Origin of the sequence: Actinoplanes sp. NPDC051411, from assembly GCF_040682075.1 — a bacterium.
Taxonomy (GTDB): Bacteria; Actinomycetota; Actinomycetes; order Mycobacteriales; family Micromonosporaceae; genus Actinoplanes.
In genome coordinates, this window is record NZ_JBFBAD010000037.1 from 35,437 (window position 1) to 55,111 (window position 19,675).

Genomic DNA, 19,675 nt, shown 5'->3' on the forward strand with positions numbered 1-19,675 from the left:
CACAAGACCCCTTGTTGAATTGCGCTTCAATTCCAGTTTCGGGAGCGTCGATGTCGCTGACCGTCCTTTTCATGCCCGAGAGCGCGTACGGGCCGACCAACAACTGCATCGGCATCGGCGACGTGCTGCGCCGGCACGGCCACCGGGTGGTGTTCGCCGCCGAGGCGTCCTGGGCGGGCAAGCTGACCGCGCTCGGCTTCGACGAGGATCTCGTGCACCTCGCGCCGCCACCCGAGACGCCGCAGGACGCCGGGCAGTTCTGGAAGGACTTCATCCGCGACACCGCGCCCGAGTTCCGCAAACCGACGATCGAGCAGCTCGAGACCTGGGTCAAGCCGGTCTGGCAGGAACTGATCGACGGCGCCCGCTTCTGCCAGCCCCGGCTGCTGGAGATCATCGACCGGGTCGAGCCGGACGTGATCGTCGAGGACAACGTGATCGCGTTCCCGGCGCTCAACACGGCCGGGGTGCCGTTCGTCCGCATCGTCTCGTGCAACCCGCTCGAGGTGAAGGGGGCCGGCATCGCCCCGGCTTTCTCCGGCTATCCGGCCGGCGACCGCGGCCAGTGGGACGCGTTCCGCGCCGAATACGACCGCACCCACCGTCCGATGTGGGAGGAGTTCAACGCCTGGGTGGTCGAGCAGGGCGCGCCGCCGCTGCCCGACCTGGAGTTCATCCACGAGGGCGACCTCAACCTGTACGTCTACCCATCGGCGCTCGACTACACGGACGCGCGGCCACTCGGCCCGGCCTGGCGCCGGCTGGAGTCGTCGGTGCGCGAGACCGACGTCTCCTACGACCTGGCGCCCGACGATCGCAAGACCATCTATTTCAGCCTGGGATCGCTCGGATCGGCCGACGTCGAGCTGATGCGGCGGGTGATCGGGGCACTCGGCCGCACGCCGCACCGCTACATCGTCTCGATGGGCCCGCTGCACGACGAACTCGAGCTGGCCGGCACCATGATCGGCGCGGAGTTCCTGCCCCAGACGTCGATCATCCCGCTGGTCGACCTGGTGATCACCCACGGCGGCAACAACACGACCACCGAGGCGATGCACTTCGGCAAGCCGATGATCGTGCTGCCGCTGTTCTGGGATCAGTACGACAACGCCCAGCGGGTCGACGAGCAGGGATTCGGGGTGCGGCTGGACACGTACGCGTTCACCGACGACGAGTTGTTCGCCGCCATCGACCGGCTCCTGAACGACAAGTCGCTGCAGGACCGAGCGGCCGAGGCCGGCCGGGCGATTCGGGCGTCGAACGGGCTGCGGGTGGCGGCCGACGCGATCGAACGGCTGGGGCTGGGCGCATGACGACGCTGATCAACCCGGCGACCGGAGCCGAAATCGCCGAAATCCCCGACACCGCCCCGGCCGACGTGAGCAAAGTGGTGGCACGATCGCGGGCCGCCTTCGAACAGTGGCGCGAGACCACCCCGGCCGAACGGGCCCGCGTCCTGCTCAAAGTCGCCGACCTGGTCGAACGTGACGCCACCGAACTGACCCGCCTCGAAGTCGAGGAAACCGGCAAACCGCTCCCGGTCATGCGCGACGGCGAACTCCCGTTCAGCGTCGACAACCTGCGCTTCTGCGCCGGCGGCGCGCGCTCCCTCGACGGCACCGGGGCCGGAATGCTCTCCGCCGGCTACACCTCGATGCTGGTGCGCCGCCCGATCGGCGTCGTCGGCTCGATCGCCCCGTGGAACTTCCCGCTGGTCATGGCCGTCTGGAAACTCGGCCCGGCGGTCGCCGCGGGCAACGGCGTGGTGATCAAACCGGCGCCGGCGACGCCCCGCACAACCCTGGCGCTGACGCGCCTTTTCGAAGAGGCGGGGGCGCCACCCGGGCTGGTCGGCGCGGTGACGGGAGGTGCCGAGGTCGGCTCCGCCCTCGTACGCGACGACGGCGTCGACATGGTCAGCGTGACCGGTTCGACGCGTACCGGGCGGGAGGTGATGCGCGGCGCGGTCGACGGTCTGAAACGCGTACATCTGGAACTGGGGGGCAAAGCCCCCGCGGTGGTCTTCGCCGACGCCGACCTGACCGAAATGGCAGGGGGTGTCGCGATGGGCGCCACCTACAACACCGGCCAGGACTGCACCGCCGCCACCCGCGTCTACATCGAACGCCCGGCCTACCGCGACGCGGTGGACGCGATCGAGTCGGCCCTGGCCCGCATCCGCCCGGGCGACCCGTGGTCCGAGGCGACCGACATCGGCCCCCTGGTCTCGGCCGCCCATCGCACCCGCGTCGCCGGGTTCGTCGCGCGGGCCTCGTCCGACGGCGCCCGCATCGCGGTCGGCGGCAAGCCGCTGGACGGCCCCGGCTTCTTCTTCCCGCCGACCCTGGTCCTCGACGCCGACCAGCGCAGCGAAATCGTGCAGGACGAAATCTTCGGGCCGGTGATCGTGGCGATCCCGTTCGACGCCGAGGACGACGGCATCGGCTTCGCCAACGACTCCCGCTACGGTCTCGCCTCGTCGATCTGGACGCGCGACGTGGCCCGGGCCCTCCGCGTCTCCCACCGGCTCGACGCGGGCGTCACCTGGATCAACGACCATCTGCCGATCGCCTCCGAGGCCCCGCACGGCGGCGTGAAGAATTCCGGCTTCGGCAAGGACATGAGCCAGGAGTCGATCGCCGAATACTCGGTGACCCACCACGTGATGATCAAGCATGCGGCCCCGGCCGCCCGCGACAGCTTCCGCCCGGCCTGAGACCTTCGGCCGGGCGCCTTCAGGTCGGTCGGGCGCCTTCAGTTTGGTCGGTGCCGACGCGAATCGCCCGCCCGGTGCCGGGCGGGCGATTTTCGCGACGCGGTGACGACCGTCAGATGCGGCCGAAGTCCTGCGTCCAGTAGGCGCTGCCGCCGGCGGTGTAGGCCAGGCCGACGCCGACCGCGATGCTGCCGCAGTTGAGGATGTTGGCGCGGTGGCCGGGGCTGTTCATCCAGCCGGTGACGACGTCCTTCGGGGTGCGGTAGCCCCAGGCGATGTTCTCGGCCGACGGCCCCTTCCGCGGGTAGCCGGCGCCGATCTCACGGGCGACGAAGCTGCTGCCGTTGGAGCCGGTGTGGCTGAAGAAGCCCCGCCGCACCATGTCGGTGCTGTGGGCGCGGGCGGCCTGGACGAGCCGGTTGTCGATGTGCAGGGCGCCGCAGCCGTGGGCCTTGCGCTGGGCGTTGGTCAGCGCGACGACCTGGTTCTCGTAGGCGACCTTGTCGACCGCGACGGACTTCGTCCCGGCGGCGTGCCCCGACCCGGCGGCGAACGCCGGACCGGCGACGGCGAGAACCGGGGCGGCGACGAGGGCGGCGAGGGCGGCGGCACGGCGAGCGAAGCGGGTCACGAAATCTCCTCCTACGGGTTGGCTACGCCAGATCCGTTCGGAGGGGGTGCGGGCCGCGCTGAGCGGGTGAACCGCCCTGCACCCGTGCGGCGACCGCCTTACCCCGAACCGGGCGACACCAGGCCCGATTCGTACGCCCAGACCACCAGCTGGGCCCGGTCCCGCGCCCGGAGCTTGGTCATCGCCCGGCTGATGTGGGTCTTGGCCGTAGCCGGGCTGATCACCATGCCGGCCGCGATCTCGTCGTTGGAGAGCCCCCGCGCGGCCAACATCACGACCTCCCGCTCCCGGTTGGTGAGCACCTCGAGCGCCGACCCGGAGGCGGCCTGCGGCGGCCGGGCGACAAAGGCCCCGATCAGCCGGCGAGTGATGGCCGGCGAGAGCAGAGCGTCACCTCGCGCCGCGACCCGGATGCCGTGCAGCAGATCGCCCGGGTCGGTGTCCTTGACCAGAAACCCACAGGCCCCGGCCTGCAGCGCCCGGTAAAGATACTCATCGAGCCCGTAGTTGGTCAGCATCACCACGTGCACCCCGCCGAGCGCCGGGTCGGCCACGATCCGCCGCGCCGCCTCGATCCCGTCGAGCACCGGCATCTGAATGTCGACCAGCGCCACATCAGGCCGAAACTCAACCGCCCGCGCAACCGCCTCACTGCCGTTGACGGCCTCCGCCACCACCTCGATGTCATCCTCGGCGTCGAGCAGAGCCCGAAACCCGGCCCGGATCAGCGCCTGGTCATCCGCCAGCAGCACCCGAATCACGCCCCCACCCCCGCTCCGCTGCCGGTGGCCCCCGGCGACACTTCGGAGGCCGTTGGGTGGACCGGTTCTGCGCCCGCTCCTGATTCTGTCGACGGCGGCCCGGCCGGCGGCACCGCGCAGGCCCGTGGTGGCGGGAGCATCCGGGCGGGTGCCGTGTTGAGGGCTGACGAAGGCCGCCGGGCGGACAACAGCCCGGAAGACGGCGCGATCATGATGGGGTTTCCAGGGGGAGGCGGGCGTGGACTCGGAAGCCGCCCCCGTCGGCCGGCCCGGCCTCCAGCGACCCTCCGAGCGCGGCCACCCGTTCTCGCATGCCCCGCAAGCCCACCCCTGCCCCACTGTCCACACTGGTCGCACCGCCGCTCACGCCGCTCACGCCGCTCACGCCGGTCGTGCTGCCCCCGCCGTTCGCACCGCCCCCGGCGGTCGCCACGGCCGTGCGGTTGGTGCTGGCGCTGCCGGCCACGATGCCCACGCCGGCCGTGCCGTTGATGCCGGCGCTTCCGGTTCCGCTGTCGCCGCTGGTCGTGCTGCCCGCGCCGGTCGCGTTGAACAGCACGGCTCCGTTGCTGACCGAGCCTCCGCTGCTGACCGGGCCTCCACTGCTGACCGCGCCTTCACCCCTCGCCGGGCCTCGGCTGTTCAGCGCGGCTTCGCTGTTCGCGGTGGGCTCGCTGGTGGCGCCGGGGCCGTCGTCGTCGATGCGTACGGTCAGTTCGGTTTTGTGGTAGGCCAGCCGGACCGAGGCGGTGGCGTGGGGGCCCGCGTGCCGGCGGACGTTGGTCAGGGACTCCTGGATGATGCGGTAGGCCGCCCGGCCGACCGGTGCGGGCACGTCGCGCGGGTCGCCGGTGACGTCGAGCTGGATCGGCAGGCCGGCCTGGCGGGCGCCCTCGACCAGGTGGTCGAGCCGCTCGAGGCCCGAGCCGGTCTCCTCGTCGCCGCGCAGGACCTCGAGGGTCGCCCGGAGTTCGCGCATCGCCTCGCCGCCCGCCTGTTCGATCGCGAGGAGTGCCTCGGGCACCGGCTCGTCTCGTTTGCGGGCCAGGTGGATCGCGACTCCGGCCTGCACCTTGATGATGGAGATGCTGTGGGTGAGGGAGTCGTGGAGTTCGCGGGCGATGCGCAGGCGTTCCTCGTCGGCTCGGCGGCGGGCCACCTCTTCGCGGGTGCGCTCGGCTTCCTCGGCCCGCTGCTCGACCGCCGCGAGATAGGTCTGATAGCGCGCGGCCAGTGTGCCGGCGACGATCGCGGCGACCATCCAGCCGATCGCCAGGAACCAGCGCTGGGTGACGTCTTGCGGGGTGTCGCGGGGTGCGCTGCCGATCGTCTGCTGGACGGTCAGGCCGCCCACGACCATGATCGCGGCGGCGGTGACGGCCGGGCGGCGGTGGCCGCTCCAGGCGGCGGTGGCCAGGGCGACCAGGAACGGCACGATGGGTGCGAGGCCCGGGTAGCCGAGGGCCTCGTAGCCCAGGCCGGCGGCCACGGTCACGGTGAGGGAGACCAGCGGCGCCCGGGTGCGGACGGCGGTGCCCAGACCGGCGACCACCAGGAGCGCGACGCCGAGCACGTCGAGCGGGGTGCGCCCGGGCGGCGAGGTGACGGCACTGGCCACCGCGACGAGGGCGGTCGCCGCCGCCGATGCCGGATCGCGCCATCGCCTGATTGCCATGCCTGGCACGGTATTCCACCTCGGCCTCCGGGCGCGTCAACCCGGGGTTGTAGTTCGTCTACCGCCGGGGGTGTAGTCGGCGGTAGATCTGCGCCCGGGGGAGCAGCCGCATTGTCATCTCCAGCCGGACGACCGCGACCGGGGCGGGGCGGGAGGGTGTCGGGCATGACGACGAGATGGCCGTACCTGATTCTCCGCGGAACCACCGCGGCGCTCGCGTTGCTCGGCGTGGGCCAGGCCTTCCTGGCCGGGGGTTTCCTGGCCGGGCACTACGACATGCTCCGGATGCACCTCTACAGCGGGGTCTCGATGGTCGTGCTGGCGGTGGTGCAGACCGTCGTGGTGCTGTTCGTGCGGCGGGCCGGCGGGCCCTCCGAACTTGTGCGGGTCGGTCTGATCCTGCCGGTGACGCTGGCGGCGCAGGCCGCGCTGGGGATGACGCACATTCTGCTCCTGCACGTGCCGATCGGGGCGTTCATGGTGGTCGGCCTGGTTCGGATGATGCGCACGGTGTGGAGCGACCTGCCGGAAGAGGCCTGGGAAGCGCCGGCCGCAAAGCAAGTGAGCGAGATGGCGGCATGAAACGGCGTACCTTCCTGCGCGCCGGAGGCGCGATCGCGGCCGCCGGAGCCCTCGCCCCGTTCGCCCCGCGTCTGCTGGCCGAGGGCCAGCCGGGCACGCTCCTGCCGAGCACCGCCCCGCTCCCGCCCGCCTTCCGGGCGCCGCTCCCGGTCCCGCCGGTCCTGACGCCGTCCCGCACCGACGCGACGACCGACTACTACGAGATCACCCAACAGGTGGCCCGGCTGCCGATCCTGCCCGGCCTGCGAACCGAGGCCTGGACGTACGCCGGCAGCTGGCCCGGCCCGACGCTTGTCTCCCGGGCCGGCCGCCGGACCGTCGTGCGCCACCGCAACCAGCTGCCCGACCCGGTGGTGGTGCACCTGCACGGCGGTCACACCCCGGCCGACAGCGACGGCTACCCGATCGACCTGATCGCGCCGATGGGCAGCGCGCGCTACCGGGCCCGCGACGTGGCGACCGGCTACCGCGACTACGGCTACCCGCTCGACCAGCGGGCCGCGACGCTCTGGTACCACGACCACGCCATGGGCCGCACCGGTCCCAACGTCTATCGCGGGCTCTCCGGCTTCCATCTGGTGCACGACGACGAGGAGGACGCGCTGCCTCTTCCGCGGGGCGACCACGACCTGCCCCTGATGATCACCGACCGCTCGTTCGCCGAGGACGGGGGCTTCCGCTATCGGACCGCCGGGCACATGAACGGTGTCCTCGGTGACGTGGTCCTGGTGAACGGGGCGCCCTGGCCGGTTCACCGGGTCGACCGGGCGCACTACCGGCTGCGGTTCCTCAACGCCTCGAATGCCCGGCGCTACCGGCTCGAGCTCGATCCGCAGCCGCCGGGCGGCGGTGCGCTGGTGCAGATCGGCTCGGACGGCGGCCTGCTGGCCCGGCCGGCCGCCCACGACGCCGTGGACATCGCTCCGGCCGAGCGTTTCGACGTGGTCGTCGACTTCGGCCGTTACCCAGCCGGGACGAAGGTGAGGCTGCGGAACCGTTTGGGCAGCGGCCGCACGCAGGAGATCATGCGCTTCGACGTCGACGGGACGAAACGGGTGGAGGCGAGGATCCCGAGCGTTCTCGGTGACGTGCCGAAGCTGGATCCGGGGAGCGCCGTCACGACCCGGACCTTCGTCTTCCGGCAGGCCCTCAACGGCACCTGGACCATCAACAACCGGGAGTACCAGCCCGGCCGGCCGCTGGCCCGCCCCCGGCTGGGAACGACCGAGATCTGGCGCTTCGTCACCGACTTCCACCACCCGGTGCACGTCCACCTCGACCCGTTCCAGGTGCTGGGCCGCGACGGGCGGGGCGCCGGACCCTACGACGCCGGCTGGAAGGACACAGTGGACGTGCACCCGTCCGCCGCGGTGGAGATCATCACCCGCTTCACCGGCTATCCGGGCCGGTTCATGCTGCACTGCCACAACCTCGAGCACGAGGACATGGCGATGATGGCCGACTTCGAGACCGCCTAGGGATCAGTGCGGGGTTTGGTGGGGCAGCCGTTCTTCGACTTCCACGACTTGATCTCGGTGACCGGTGACTTGGCGCCGCCCGTGCGCCACGAGTCGAGGTAGGGCCAGGGCCAGATCGTGCCCCGCTGGTTCCACCAGTCGCTGCCCTTGGCGCACGGCGGGGAGATGCCGAAGTGCAGGTGGCAGGCGCTCGCGTCGCCGGTGTCGCCGGTCTTGCCCAGGGTCGCGCCGGTCTTGACCCGGACCCCGATCGCGATCGACGGGTCGATCGCCGACATGTGCGACCCGTAGTAGCGCACCCCGTCGTCACCGAGGATCGCCACCGCCAGGCCACCCCGGGTCGCGCCCAGGTTTTTCTTCGCCGTCCAGGTGTCCTTGCGGACCACGTTGACGATCGTGCCACCGGTGGCCGCGACGACCTTGTTGCCGCACTTCGTGATGATGTCGGTCGCGGGGTAGTCGTGGTGGACGTGCGCGTACGAGTTCTTGCCGATGACCGGGAAAGCGTAGGTGATCTTCGTTGCGGTCTTCGCCGAAGCCGATGCGGATGCCGAAGCAGATGGCGATGCCGGAGGCGAGGCCGAGGTTGAGCCCGCCGCGGCCGCCGCGTCGGGCAGTGCGTCGGTGCCGATCGCCGGCGTGGCGCTCGGCTCGACGAAACTGGGCCCGTCGGCGCTGTGGGCCGCGGAACCGCCGCAGGCGGCGAGCGCGAGGCTACTCACCCCGATGACTACGAGATTTCGGACCTTGAGTCGCAAAGAGATCACTTCCTGGTCGGGGCCGCTGCTCAATATAGTGCGCCGGGCGCGGCCCGGCAGTCCCACGACCAGGGACGATCAAAACGGGCCGGCCCCCGGAGAGGGCCGGCCCGCGGGTGTACGCGCCGTCAGGCGCCCGGCGTCACCTTGCTGCCGTTGAGCGGCGTCACGTCGGTGCCCGGCTGGGCGGCCGTACGCAGCCCCGACCGCAGCGTCTCGAGCATCGTCATGCCCTGGCTGGCCAGCGAGGCGACCACGCTGTTGAGCCCCTCGGCCCCGTCGAGCACGGTCACGTTGGCGCCCTGCAGGCCCTCGGCGGCCGCCCGGAGCATCTCCGGCAGCTTGTCGATGATGGCCTGGTCGAGCGCGATGCGGTCCTGAGCGGCGGCCGCCTCGGCCGACAGCTTGGTCGCGTCGGCCTCGGCCCGGGCCAGCGCCCGGATGCGCTCCGCCTCCGCCTCGGCCGGGCGCACCACCTCGGCGATCAGTTCGGCCTGGCGCAGTTCGGCGTTGCGCTGGGCGACGATCGCCCGCTCGGCGAGGACCTCCTGCTGGGCCCGGGCGTTGGCGAGCGGGCCGGCCTGGGACGCGGTCTGCTGAGCCTGGTCGATCTCGGCCTGGTACTGCGCCTGGGCGATCGCCGTCTGGCGAGCGTATTCCGCCTGGTAGCGGGCGCTCTCCTGCTGCGCCGACGCGCTCTGCCGGTCGGCCGCGGCCTGCGCCACCTTGGCGTCCTGGTTGACCTTGGCCTGGTGCGGGGCGGCCAGCGCCCGGATGTAGCCGACGCCCTTGTCGTCGATGCTGCTGATCTGCAGCGAGTCGACGGCGAGGCCGATGCGGGCCATCTCGGTCTTGCTGGCGTCGACGATCGCGTCGGCCAGCGTCTGCTGCTCGCGGATGATCGACTCGACGGTCATGCTGCCGATGATGCTGCGCAGGTGACCCGAGAAGATGCGGCCGACCAGCGTCGGCATCTGCGTCTGGTCGCCCTGGAAGCGGCGGGCCGCCGCGGCGATCGACTCGTGGTCGTCGCCGACCTTGAACGCGATGACCGCGTGCACCGAGAGGGTGAGCCCCTGGTTGGTGTAGCAGTCCTCGAGAACCTCGGCCTCCTGCATCGCCAGTGTGAGCCGGCTCGCCTTGGAGAAGATCGGCGCGACGAACACGCCGTGTCCCGTGACGATTTTGAACGGCAACGCGTCCGCGCCCCGCTGCTTCCGACCGCTGATCAGAAGCGCCTCATTGGGAGCGGGCACCCGATAACCGAACACTTTTACAGCCCTTCTACGACGCCGTCCGGGTCCGCACCCGGCGGCACAGTGGGCCATGGCTCGACGTCGACCTGGCGCGCGCCACGGTTGTTGATGACGAGTACGTCGGTGCCGGCCGCCAACGCGGTCGCGGCGTACGCGAGGTAATAGTGAGCGATCCCCGCCACCACGAGCCGAACCTCGCCCGGCCGGTCGCCGCCCCGGATTCCGTTGACCACGGTGCCGACCTTGCCTACCACCGAGTCACTCGCCACGGCTGCATTGTGCACCCTTCACGCGACTGACAGCAGCCCGGGAACCACAGCCAGCGATTCCACGCCCTGATCGGCTTCGGGGAGGAACGCGGAAGGGCCGGCGCGTCGGTCACCGCGCCGGCCCTTCTGCTGGATGCCGTCAGCTGACGTTGAGGGCGGTGTCGTCGATCAGGAACGAGGTGGCGGCGCTGGAGTCCTCGGTGCCGGTGAAGGTGATGGTCACCGTCTGACCGGCGAGCGAGGAGAGGTCGAACGACTTCTGGGTGTACCCGCCCTTGTTCAGGTTCGAGTACGTGGCCAGGGTCGTCGAGCCGGCCTTGACGGTCAGCTTGTCGTAGGCCGTCGAGGTGGTCGTCTCAGCCGTGCTGATGTTCACGTAGAAGCTCAGCGTCGCGTGGCTGCCGGCCGGGATGGTCACCGACTGCGAGGCCGAGTCGGTGTGGGTGGTGCCGTAGCCGTCGAGCCACGCGAAGTGCGTGCCCGAGTGTGCCGTGGCGGTGCCCGACGCGGTCGAGACGACGCCCGAGGTGGTCGTCCACGGCGCGGTGCCGCTCTCGAAGCCCGGGTTGCCCAGCAGCTGGCTGCCGCCGGTCGGCGGGGTGGTCGGACCGGTCGTCGGCGGGGTGGTCGGCGGCGTGGTGCCGCCGGTGCAGGTCGGCTCGCCGGACTGGGCCGGAACCGAGACCGCGGTCCAGGCCGCCTTGACCGTGTTGAACGCGGTGCAGTCGCCCGGGTACAGGTTCTTGGCCGCGGTCAGCGTCCAGACCCGGTACTTCAGGTACGACGAGCTGGAGGTCTTCAGCAGCATGGCGTTGTACATGATGGTGATGGCCTTCTGGATGCCGACGCCGGTCACCGAGGAGCTGTTGCACGTGGGGCTGGCGGGCTGGCCGTTGCCGCTGGTGCCCTGCGAGAGCAGGTAGAACCAGTGGTTACCGGGACCGGCCGCCGCGTGCACCTCCTCCGACGGGGTGCTGGAGGAGTAGCAGTTGTCGTCGCCGGCCAGCGACGGGTTGTACATGTAGCGGATCGGGCCGCTGCCGACCAGGTTGACCTCTTCGCCGACGGTGAAGTCCGGCGGGTCGTTCGGGTTGTTGGCGAACCACTCCGTCGCCGCGCCGAACGTGTCGGCCACGAACTCCTGGGTGCCGTTGCCCGAGATCGAGCCCGGGGTGTGGTCGTCGATGCCGTGGCCCAGCTCGTGGCCGACCACGTCGAACGAACCGATCCACTGCCCCTTGGAGTTGTACCCGATCTGCACCTGGGTGCCGTCGTAGTACGCGTTCTCCTCCTGGTCACCGACCCGCAGTGGCCAGGCGCCGCCGCTGCCGTCCTGCGCGTTGCGGCCGAGCCACTGCGACAGCATCTTGGTCTGGGTCTGCGCGACGTAGAGCGCGTCCACGCAGCCGGTCTCCCGGTCGGTGCCGACGCCGGTGCCCCAGTTGTTGTCGGGACCCGAGAAGGTCGTGTTGTTGGCCGCGTTCTGGCAGCTCAGGTTGGTCTCGCTGGGGTCCTTCATGGTGAACGTCGAACCGGACTGCGTGGTCTGCAGCGGGACACCCGAGCCGTAGATGAAGCCCGTGCCCGTGCCGGCCACGTCGGTGACGTGCTCCTGCGAGTGCAGGAACGCCCCGGTGTTCGCGTCGACGTCGATGGTCTGGCGGCTGGCGCCGTCGGACCCGGTGCCCCGGATCGTCGTCTCCCAGGCCAGGGCGGCGTTGCGACCCTCACCGGCGTAGACGACCAGGGCCGGGGTGCCCTCGACGCTGGTGACGGTCTTGAGCCGGCTCTCGGCCGTCTTCAGCGCGGCCGCCGAGCTGATCTTCGGCGTGACCGACGCGAGGTTGATGGGGCGGTCCTGGGCGACCGAGGTGGCCTTGACCGCACCCGAGTCGTCGGTGGCGATGACCATGTCGCCGCCGCTGACGTGCAGGCCCTTGAAGGTCCGGGAGTACGGCGTGTAGTGCAGGCCGTGGGAGACGGTCGGGACGCCGGCCACGAAGGCGTCGTCGGCGCTCGCCTGGAGGACGGCCGGTCGGGAGGCGACCAGGGCCGCGGCGCCGCTGGCGGCGTTCGCCGCGGCGGCCGACGGCGAGACGGGTTGGGCGGTTGCCGGTCCGGCCACCGCGACCATGGCTGACGCGGCCGCGGTACCGGCCGCCAGCGCGATGATCAGAGGGGTTCGACGTTTCACGCGGGTGCTCCTTCCCCGCCCGGGGGTTTGGGGCGGGCTCAGCTCCCGGCCGACGTTGCGTCGTGCCGGGACTACCTGAGACGAGACGCTAGGCATCGATGACCTTCTCCGAAATGGGGAAAACCCTTGCGCCCGTGACGAGGGCGTACTCCCCGGGGAGTACGCCGGATGTAGCCCCCGGATGGACGCGCTCGCGGAGCGTGCGCGCGAGGATTTCCGGCATGACTGAGCGTGAGTTTCGATTCGGAGTCGTGGTCGGCCGCACCCCGTCCGGCACCGGCTGGGCCGGTCTGGCCCGCCGGGCCGAGGAGCTGGGCTACGACACGCTGCTGGTGCCCGACACCCGCAACACGCTGGCGCCGTTTCCGGCGCTCGCCGCGGCCGCGGCCGCCACCACCACCCTGCACGTCGGCACCTACGTGCTGAGCGTCCCCAACCGCACCCCGGGCCTGGTGGCCTGGGAGTCCGAGACGCTACAACAGCTCAGCGACGGCCGGTTCGAGCTCGGGCTGGGCGGCGGCCGGCCGGGGGCGGAGAACGACGCCGCCGCGGTCGGCGCCGATTTCGGTACGCCCGGGGAGCGCCTCAACCGCGTCGCCGACGTCATCGACGCCGTCAGCAAACTCGACCGGCCGCCCCGGGTCCTGGTCGCCGCGGGCCGCCCGAAAATGTTGCGCCTGGCCGCCGAACGGGCCGACACCGTCGCGATGGGTCTCGCGCCGAAGACCACGGAACCGGAGCTCGCGCGTACGGTCGAAGCGCTCCGCGCCGCCGCGGGTGACCGGGCCGCCGACCTCGAGTTGCACCTCAACCTGGCGGCGGTCGCCGCCGACCCGTCGGAGTTCCCGGCCTACCTGGAGCGGATGGTCGGCGGCGACCCGCGCGAGATGGCCGAGCGCGGCGCGATCTCGCTGCTCACCGGCTCGCCGGAGCGGATCGCCGACACCCTCTGCCGCCGGCGCGAGGAGTTCCACGTCTCCTACCTCGGCGTCAACGGCCAGTTCATGGAGCAGTTCGCCGAGGTCATCGAGGTGCTGAAGAAGTGATCAGCACGCGTGATGGCAGGCCTGGAGACCGAGCAGAGTCTGGTGGAGGTCGGCCAGCCGGTCGGCCGGCAGCCCGTGCACGGTGTTGTGCAGCTGGTCCGGATCCGCCTGGTGGTCGTAGTACTCCCGGTTGCCGTCGGCGTATTCGACGTAGGTGTAGCCGGTCGTGCGGATCGCCTCGTAGCTGGTCGGGTTGCCGCTGTTCGGCGCCGGGTGATCGGGGTCCTTCGGGTCGTTGTCCGGCCCGTGGTGCTCGATGAGCGCGGCCGTCCGCCAGTTCGCGGGCGGTGACCCGGCGAGCAGAGGGACGAGGCTCTGCCCGTCGACGTCGGCGGGCGCGGTGACTCCGGCCAGCGCGTCGAAGGTGGGCCGCAGGTCGATGTTCTCGGCCGGCTTGCTGACCGAGGCCGGCCGGACGCCGGGGCCGGCCATCACGAGCGGCACCTGGATGTCGGTGTCGAAGGCGGTCTGCTTGCCCGGGTTCAGCCGGTGCTCGCCCATGTGATAGCCGTTGTCCGAGGTGAACACCACGACCGTGTGGTCGGCGACGCCTGCCCGGTCGAGCGTGCTCTCGAGCGATCCGATCATCCGGTCGACCGCCTGCACCGCCTGCACCCGCTTGCGGAAGGCGGTGTCGATCGCGCTCTGCTCGGCGCCGGTCAGCGGCGCCCGGTCGGCGAGCCAGGCCGGCGGGTCGGCCGGCAGCACGTCGTAGGCGGCGGTCCGGGGTGCTTTAAGCCCGGGGAACTTGTCTTTGTCCTGGTCGGCCGGTGTGTAGGGTGCGTGTGGCGCGAACGTGGCCACTTCGACCAGGAACGGCTTCCCGGCGCTCACCGAGCCGGTGATGAAGCTGCTTGCCTTGGCGCTCACCACGTCGGTCAGGTAGGCGGCCGGCGAGTGGTCGTAGTGCTGGATCTGTCCGTTCGACAGCAGGTTGTAGTTGTACTCGGGGTAGCCGTTGCCGGCCACGTCCCACTCGGTCCAGCCCGGCGGCACGTACTTGTCGCCGGGCAGGTAGCCGTTGAGATATTTGCCCATCATCGCGGTGCGGTAGCCGGCGTGCTGGAGGTCGGTGGCGAAGGTCGAGCTCTCCTCGCCGCGCGACTTGAACGTCTGGAAGCCGCCGTCCTTTCCGCTGTTGGTATAGACGCCGGTGTCGTGCGGGAACCGCCCGGAGAAGATCGACGACCGGGACGGGCAACACAGCGAGTCGGTGACCGTGTAGTTGGCGAACGTCGTGCCCCGCTTCTCCAGGGCGATGACGTGCGGCATGTACTGCACCAGGTTCATCGACAGGTCGTCGGTGAGCACCATGACGATGTTGGTCTTCGAGGGCCTGGGAGCGGGTCCGGTGGAATGCGAACAACCGGCGACCAGGCTCAGGGCGGCGGCGACAGCCACGAATCGACGGATCATGATGCGAACGGTAGGGCGCCCGTGGCCGCCCCACCGTTCGAGTCAGGTAAGCGTTGTGTCAGCTGTGCGAGACGGTGAGGGTGTAGAACTTCACCTTCGCGCCGTTGGACGTGCTGTCGGACGACGACTGGTTGTACGAGCCGGCCTTGAAGTACTGCTTGTACGCGTTGAACGAGGTCGGGATCGAGTAACTGGTCCTGGCCCCGTTCACGGTCAGGTTGATCTTGTTGCCGGTCACGTTGATGACGTACGTGAAGTGGGCGCCGATCGCCACGTTGGTGATGTAGTGCAGCGTCTGGCCACCGTCGGGCGAGTTCTCGGTGCCCAGATAGATGTCGCCGTTGCTGTGGTAATAGAGCTCGAGCAGCGGCTTGGTCGACGATCCGCCGCTGCCCAGGTGCACCTGGCCGACGCAGACGTTCTTGGTGACCGAGACGACCCGCAGTTCGGCGCTGAGGGTGTGGTTGCCGGCCAGCGTCCAGTCGGCCGCGCTGCCGTTGGAGTTCATCTCGCGCAGCTCGGACCGGGCGTAGTTGGAGTTCGGCGTGGTCACGCCCTTCTCCGGCGCCCAGAACGTCATCGAGCCGTCGTTCTTGTCGGTCCAGAAATAGGCCGGGTTGGAGTAGCCACTGGCCCCTTTGAGCTGGGCCGGCTGGATCGTCGTCGGCGCGCCGGGGGAGCCGACCGGGAGCTGGAGCTGCCAGATCGCCAGGTTGAAGTTGCCGCCGGGGGAGACGTCGGGGTTGAGCGTGGTCGCGGCGGACGATTCGGTGATGCCGACGACGCCGAGGGTGCTGACGACGGCCGCGGTGAGTGCCGACGTGAGTACGGTTCTTCTCTTCATGGGGATGACCTCGTAGCCACTTGGGGGATTGGCAAGAGGCCTAACAGTAAATCCGCTTTTCTATTGGCTGTCAACGGGCTGATTGGGAAACCACCAGCTGTCATTGTCCACATATGTGGCTATCCCACAATGCAGCGGCCGCGACCTGGTGAAATGCTGCCACTTATGGAAGCGAAACACATCTCCGCGCGCGGAATCACGCAGCAAATTCTGGTATCCGGACCGGCCGACGGCACCCCGGTTCTCCTGATCCACGGCAACTGCTCGTCGGCCGCATTCTGGGAGCCGCTGGCCCGGCACCTGCCGCCGACCCTCCGGTTGATCGCACCCGATCTGCGGGGCTACGGCGGCTCGGAGGCGGCGCCGGTCGACGCGACCCGCGGGCTGAGTGACTTCGCCGACGACGTGGCGGCGGTGCTCGACACCCTCGCGGTGCGGGAGCCCGTCGTGGTGGCGGCCCACTCGATGGGCTGCGGCGTGGCCATGCGGCTCCTCGTCGACCACCCGGCCCGCGTCAAGGCCCTGTTCCTGGAGGCGCCGGTCAGCCCGTACGGCTTCGGCGGCACCCGGGACCTCGACGGCACCCCGACCACCCCCGACTTCGCGGGCACCGGCGGCGGCACCGGCAACCCCGACTTCGTCCGGCGCCTGGCCGAGGGCGACCGCAGCCCCGACGGCCCGACCAGCCCGCTCGGCGTGCTGCGCACCGCCTATGTGGCCGACCCGGCCTCACTCGGCGACGACGAGCAACTGCTGCTCGACACCGTCCTGTCGACCCGGACCGGCGACGACAACTACCCGGGCGACAGCACGCCGAGCGAGAACTGGCCCGGCATGGCACCCGGCGGCCGGGGCGTCCTCAACACGATGGCCCCCAACCACTTCCGGATCGCCGAGGACCTGGTCGCGGTCCCGGCGAAGCCTCCGGTGACCTGGGTACGCGGCGACCGCGACGTGATCGTCTCCGACACCTCGCTGTTCGACCTCGCCTACCTCGGGCAGTTGGGAGTCGTTCCGGGCTGGCCGGGCGCCGAGGCCTGCCCGCCCCAGCCGATGATCGGCCAGACCCGGGCCGTCCTCGAGCGCTACGCGGCGGCCGGCGGTGCCTATCGCGAGGTCGTCTACCCGAATTGCGGCCACTCGCCGCACATCGAGTTCCCGGCCGAGGTCGCCACCGAACTGCTCCGGCTCGTATAACTAGACCTGGCGGTTGCGGCCGGCCGCGAGGCCGGCCAGCAGCTGCGGTACGAGCAGCGCGATGCTGAGCGCCAGCGGCACCCGCCAGCCGCCGCTCCGGTCGTGCAGGAAGCCGATCAGGATGGGCCCGGGGATCGCGATCAGATAGCCGACGCCCTGGGCGAACGCCGACAGCCGCACCACGGTCGCCGGCGTGCTGCCGCGCAGGGCGATCATCGTCAGCACGAGCGGGAACGCCGCGTTCGAGATGCCGAGCAGCACCGCCCAGAGCCACGGCGCGGCGGCCGGCGACCACCACATGCCCGCCCACCCGGCCATCCCGGCGACCGCCAGGCCCGCGGCGAGGCCGCTCTGGCTGTGCATGCGGCCGGTGATCGCGGAGAGCAGGAACGACATCGGCACGGCGAGAACCGAGGCGACCGCGAACAGCAGGCCGGCCTCCTCGGCCGAGATGCCGGCGTCCCGGAACATCTGGGGCAGCCAGCCGATGATCACGTAGGCCCCGGTCGCCTGGAGGCCGAAGAACACGGCCAGTGCCCACGCGACGGGACTGCGGCTGACACGTACGTCGGGAGCCGGCGCCTCCTGGCGTACCTCGCCGGCCCGGTCCCGTAGCAGCGGGAACCAGGACGGCAGCGCGATCAGTGAGATCACCGCCCAGCAGGCCAGGCCGAGCCGCCAGCCGCCGAACGCGTGGCTGACCGGGACGGTGGCCGCCGCGGCGATGCTCGCGCCCGCGTTGAGCGCGACCGAGTAGAACCCGGTCATCGCGCCGACCCGGTGCGGGAACTGCTCCTTAACGATCACCGGGAGCAGCACGTTGACCACCGCGATGCCGCCCAGTGCGACGACGCTGAACAACAGGAACAGGGCGGTGTCGGGAGCGTACGGGCGGACGATCAGGCCGACCGTGAGCAGGGCCAGGCCGGCCATGATCACCCGGGCGGCGCCGATCCGCCGGGCCAGGCGCGGCGCGGCCAGGCCGAAGACGGCGAAGCACAGCACCGGCACCGAGGTGAGCAGGCCGGCCACGGTGCCGCTCATGCCGAGCGCGTCGCGGATCTCGTCGAGCACCGGACCGACGCTGGTCACGGCGAGCCGGAGGTTGAACGCGGCGAGCAGCACGGCCACCACGGCGATCAGGCGGGTGCGGCCCTTCGGCGGTTCCTCGATCAGAACCGCATGATCATCGCTGGTCTGCACTAACCGCTTCCTGCTCGCGCTCGATCTGCTGGTTCCACTCGCGCTTGGACGACTGCCAGCCGTCCTCGTTGAGGCCGCGGCGCCAGTAGCCGGAGATCGACAGTTGGTCGAGCGGGATGCCCCGCTCCTTGCGCAGGAACGAGCGGATGTCCTTGACGAAGTTGGCCTCGCCGTGCACGAACGCGTGCACCCGGCCCTCGGGGAACGCCAGCCCGCGGATCGCGCTCGGCAGGGTCGAGCCGACCGGCGCGTCGCCCCGGTGGATCCACGTGACGTGCGCGTCGGCCGTGGTCGGCAGCGGCTGCTCCTCGGCCGGGCCGGCGACCTCGATGAACGCGTGCACCAGGGCGCCGGCCGGCATGCCGCCGAGCGCGGCCGAGATCGCCGGCAGCGCGCTCTCGTCGCCGGCCAGCAGGTGCCAGTCGGCGGCCGGGTTGGGCGCGTAGCCGCCGCCCGGGCCCATGAACCGCACCGGGTCGCCGGGCTGGGCCGCGGCCGCCCAGGGGCCGGCGATGCCCTCGTCGCCGTGCACCACGAAGTCGATCCACATCTCGGGCACCTCGGGCCGCCACCGGCGGATCGTGTAGGTGCGCACGACCGGCCACGACTCGGCCGGCATGGTCTCGCGGATCGCGCCCATGTCGAACGGTTCCGGATAGGTCACGCCGGGACGCCCGAAGAGGATCTTGACGTAGTGGTCGGTGCAGGAGCCGGCCTCGATGCGCCGCAGCGCCTCGCCGCCCACGACCACCCGGACCATGTGCGGGGTGAGCTGCTCCACCCGGGTGACCTCGGCCTGGGTCACCGGACGGGACGGCCTGTTCGCCATGGAAGTCCTCTTCCTCGAGGGGGTCTCTCGAACTCGGTAAGGCTACCCTCACGGCCCAAGCCGCCGGCGTGACCTCGAACACGAAGGAGGGCGGCCCGGAAATCCGGGCCGCCCTCATCAAGAGGTTCGCGGGTTACCCCTGCCAGTTGCCGCCGGTGGGCCGCCGGCGCCGGGTCATCGCCAGGACGACCAGGCCGACCAGCAGGATGACCGCGCCGGCACCGACGAAGGCCATCGTGTTGCTGCCGGTCAGGGCGAGCGGGCCGCTCGACTTGGCCGCCGGGGGGTTGGCGACGTTCTTCAGGTCCTCGCCCTTGACGCCCGAGTTCGGGACACCGTCGTCGTTGGAGTAGGCGTAGTCGCCCGCCGCCGCTGAGCTGCTGCTCGCCTTCGGCTTCGCGGCCTTCGTCGTCGGGGTCACGTCCGGCGTGTTGCTGTCGCTCGCGTCGTTGTCGCTCTGGGCGTCTTCCGTACGCGTCGACTTCTCCGGCTCATCGGCCTTGGTGGAGCCGGTGGTGGAGGACTTGGTCGCGTGGGAGTCGGACGGCTTGGTCGTGGCCTTCGTGGTCGGGGCCTTGGTGCCCGGAGTGAAGTCGTCCTTGGTGGTCGGACCGGTCGTGCTCGTCCCGCCGTTGTCGTTGCCACCCTGGGCCGGAGGCTTCGTGGTCGGCGCGGTCGTCGCGCCCTTGCCGCCGCCGGTGTTGCCCGTGCCACCGTTGTTGTTGTTCCCGCCCGTGTTCCCGGTGTTCCCAGCGGTGTTGCCGGTGTTGCCACCGGTGTTCCCGGTGTTTCCGCCCGTGTTACCCGTGTTGCCGGT

Annotated in this window: 17 protein-coding genes; 6 read left to right on the forward strand and 11 right to left on the reverse strand. The window is 70.8% G+C overall.

Features of this window, described 5'->3' with window-relative positions:
• Positions 1 to 50: 50 nt before the first annotated feature.
• Together AB0M88_RS21560 and AB0M88_RS21565 are read left to right on the forward strand one after the other, a co-directional pair.
• Positions 51 to 1,316 carry a glycosyltransferase gene (locus AB0M88_RS21560; protein WP_364104783.1) on the forward strand — a complete coding sequence of 422 codons (1,266 nt, stop codon included), beginning with the start codon at positions 51 to 53 and terminating at the stop codon, positions 1,314 to 1,316.
• Entirely contained in the window at positions 1,313 to 2,719 is a 1,407-nt protein-coding gene (locus tag AB0M88_RS21565; protein WP_364104786.1) for an aminobutyraldehyde dehydrogenase, read from the forward strand. The genes AB0M88_RS21560 and AB0M88_RS21565 overlap by 4 nt, the downstream gene beginning before the upstream one ends.
• Before the next feature lie 112 nt (positions 2,720 to 2,831).
• Here the strand turns inward: AB0M88_RS21565 and AB0M88_RS21570 are convergent, their stop codons facing one another.
• The 3 genes from AB0M88_RS21570 to AB0M88_RS21580 all read right to left on the reverse strand — a co-directional run bounded on the left by AB0M88_RS21570 (position 2,832) and on the right by AB0M88_RS21580 (position 5,786).
• The gene (locus AB0M88_RS21570; RefSeq protein WP_364104789.1) at positions 2,832 to 3,350 is read right to left on the reverse strand and encodes a CAP domain-containing protein; all 519 of its coding nucleotides are present in this window, start codon (positions 3,348 to 3,350) and stop codon (positions 2,832 to 2,834) included.
• A gap of 98 nt (positions 3,351 to 3,448) precedes the next feature.
• A complete protein-coding gene (locus AB0M88_RS21575; RefSeq protein WP_364104792.1) occupies positions 3,449 to 4,111 on the reverse strand; it encodes a response regulator transcription factor in 663 nt (220 codons plus the stop codon).
• A 208-nt stretch (positions 4,112 to 4,319) separates the two neighbouring features.
• Entirely contained in the window at positions 4,320 to 5,786 is a 1,467-nt protein-coding gene (locus tag AB0M88_RS21580) for a histidine kinase (RefSeq protein ID WP_364104795.1), read from the reverse strand.
• Between the two features lie 165 nt (positions 5,787 to 5,951).
• Between AB0M88_RS21580 and AB0M88_RS21585 the strand changes: the two genes are divergently transcribed.
• Together AB0M88_RS21585 and AB0M88_RS21590 are read left to right on the forward strand one after the other, a co-directional pair.
• Positions 5,952 to 6,368 carry a hypothetical protein gene (locus tag AB0M88_RS21585; RefSeq protein ID WP_364104798.1) on the forward strand — a complete coding sequence of 139 codons (417 nt, stop codon included), beginning with the start codon at positions 5,952 to 5,954 and terminating at the stop codon, positions 6,366 to 6,368.
• Positions 6,365 to 7,846, forward strand: coding sequence for a multicopper oxidase family protein (locus AB0M88_RS21590; RefSeq protein ID WP_364104801.1), 1,482 nt, complete (start codon positions 6,365 to 6,367; stop codon positions 7,844 to 7,846). The genes AB0M88_RS21585 and AB0M88_RS21590 overlap by 4 nt, the downstream gene beginning before the upstream one ends.
• Here AB0M88_RS21590 and AB0M88_RS21595 read toward each other — a convergent pair.
• The 4 genes from AB0M88_RS21595 to AB0M88_RS21610 form a co-directional block, all read right to left on the reverse strand.
• Positions 7,843 to 8,568, reverse strand: coding sequence for a M23 family metallopeptidase (locus tag AB0M88_RS21595; RefSeq protein WP_364104804.1), 726 nt, complete (start codon positions 8,566 to 8,568; stop codon positions 7,843 to 7,845). The two genes, AB0M88_RS21590 and AB0M88_RS21595, sit on opposite strands and share 4 nt — an antisense overlap.
• 164 nt (positions 8,569 to 8,732) lie before the next feature.
• Positions 8,733 to 9,860 (reverse strand): SPFH domain-containing protein, encoded by a 1,128-nt coding sequence (locus AB0M88_RS21600; protein WP_364104807.1) that lies wholly within the window; start codon positions 9,858 to 9,860, stop codon positions 8,733 to 8,735.
• Positions 9,861 to 9,877: 17 nt separating this feature from the next.
• Complete coding sequence (locus AB0M88_RS21605; RefSeq protein WP_364104810.1) at positions 9,878 to 10,129, reverse strand: hypothetical protein; 252 nt, start codon at positions 10,127 to 10,129, stop codon at positions 9,878 to 9,880.
• A gap of 139 nt (positions 10,130 to 10,268) precedes the next feature.
• Positions 10,269 to 12,263 (reverse strand): M4 family metallopeptidase, encoded by a 1,995-nt coding sequence (locus AB0M88_RS21610; RefSeq protein WP_364104879.1) that lies wholly within the window; start codon positions 12,261 to 12,263, stop codon positions 10,269 to 10,271.
• A gap of 281 nt (positions 12,264 to 12,544) precedes the next feature.
• Between AB0M88_RS21610 and AB0M88_RS21615 the strand changes: the two genes are divergently transcribed.
• A complete protein-coding gene (locus AB0M88_RS21615; protein WP_364104813.1) occupies positions 12,545 to 13,369 on the forward strand; it encodes an LLM class flavin-dependent oxidoreductase in 825 nt (274 codons plus the stop codon).
• Here the strand turns inward: AB0M88_RS21615 and AB0M88_RS21620 are convergent, their stop codons facing one another.
• A complete protein-coding gene (locus AB0M88_RS21620) occupies positions 13,370 to 14,785 on the reverse strand; it encodes a sulfatase (protein ID WP_364104816.1) in 1,416 nt (471 codons plus the stop codon).
• Positions 14,786 to 14,843: 58 nt separating this feature from the next.
• Positions 14,844 to 15,629 (reverse strand): polysaccharide lyase family 7 protein, encoded by a 786-nt coding sequence (locus AB0M88_RS21625; RefSeq protein ID WP_364104819.1) that lies wholly within the window; start codon positions 15,627 to 15,629, stop codon positions 14,844 to 14,846.
• Between the two features lie 165 nt (positions 15,630 to 15,794).
• Between AB0M88_RS21625 and AB0M88_RS21630 the strand changes: the two genes are divergently transcribed.
• On the forward strand, positions 15,795 to 16,826 hold the full coding sequence (locus AB0M88_RS21630) for an alpha/beta fold hydrolase (protein WP_364104822.1): 1,032 nt from the start codon (positions 15,795 to 15,797) through the stop codon (positions 16,824 to 16,826).
• Here AB0M88_RS21630 and AB0M88_RS21635 read toward each other — a convergent pair whose 3' ends face one another.
• Complete coding sequence (locus AB0M88_RS21635; RefSeq protein ID WP_364104825.1) at positions 16,827 to 18,029, reverse strand: MFS transporter; 1,203 nt, start codon at positions 18,027 to 18,029, stop codon at positions 16,827 to 16,829. It lies immediately after the preceding gene.
• Positions 18,013 to 18,858 carry a siderophore-interacting protein gene (locus tag AB0M88_RS21640; protein WP_364104828.1) on the reverse strand — a complete coding sequence of 282 codons (846 nt, stop codon included), beginning with the start codon at positions 18,856 to 18,858 and terminating at the stop codon, positions 18,013 to 18,015. Before AB0M88_RS21640 ends, AB0M88_RS21635 begins: the two co-directional genes overlap by 17 nt.
• Between the last annotated feature and the right edge of the window lie 817 nt (positions 18,859 to 19,675).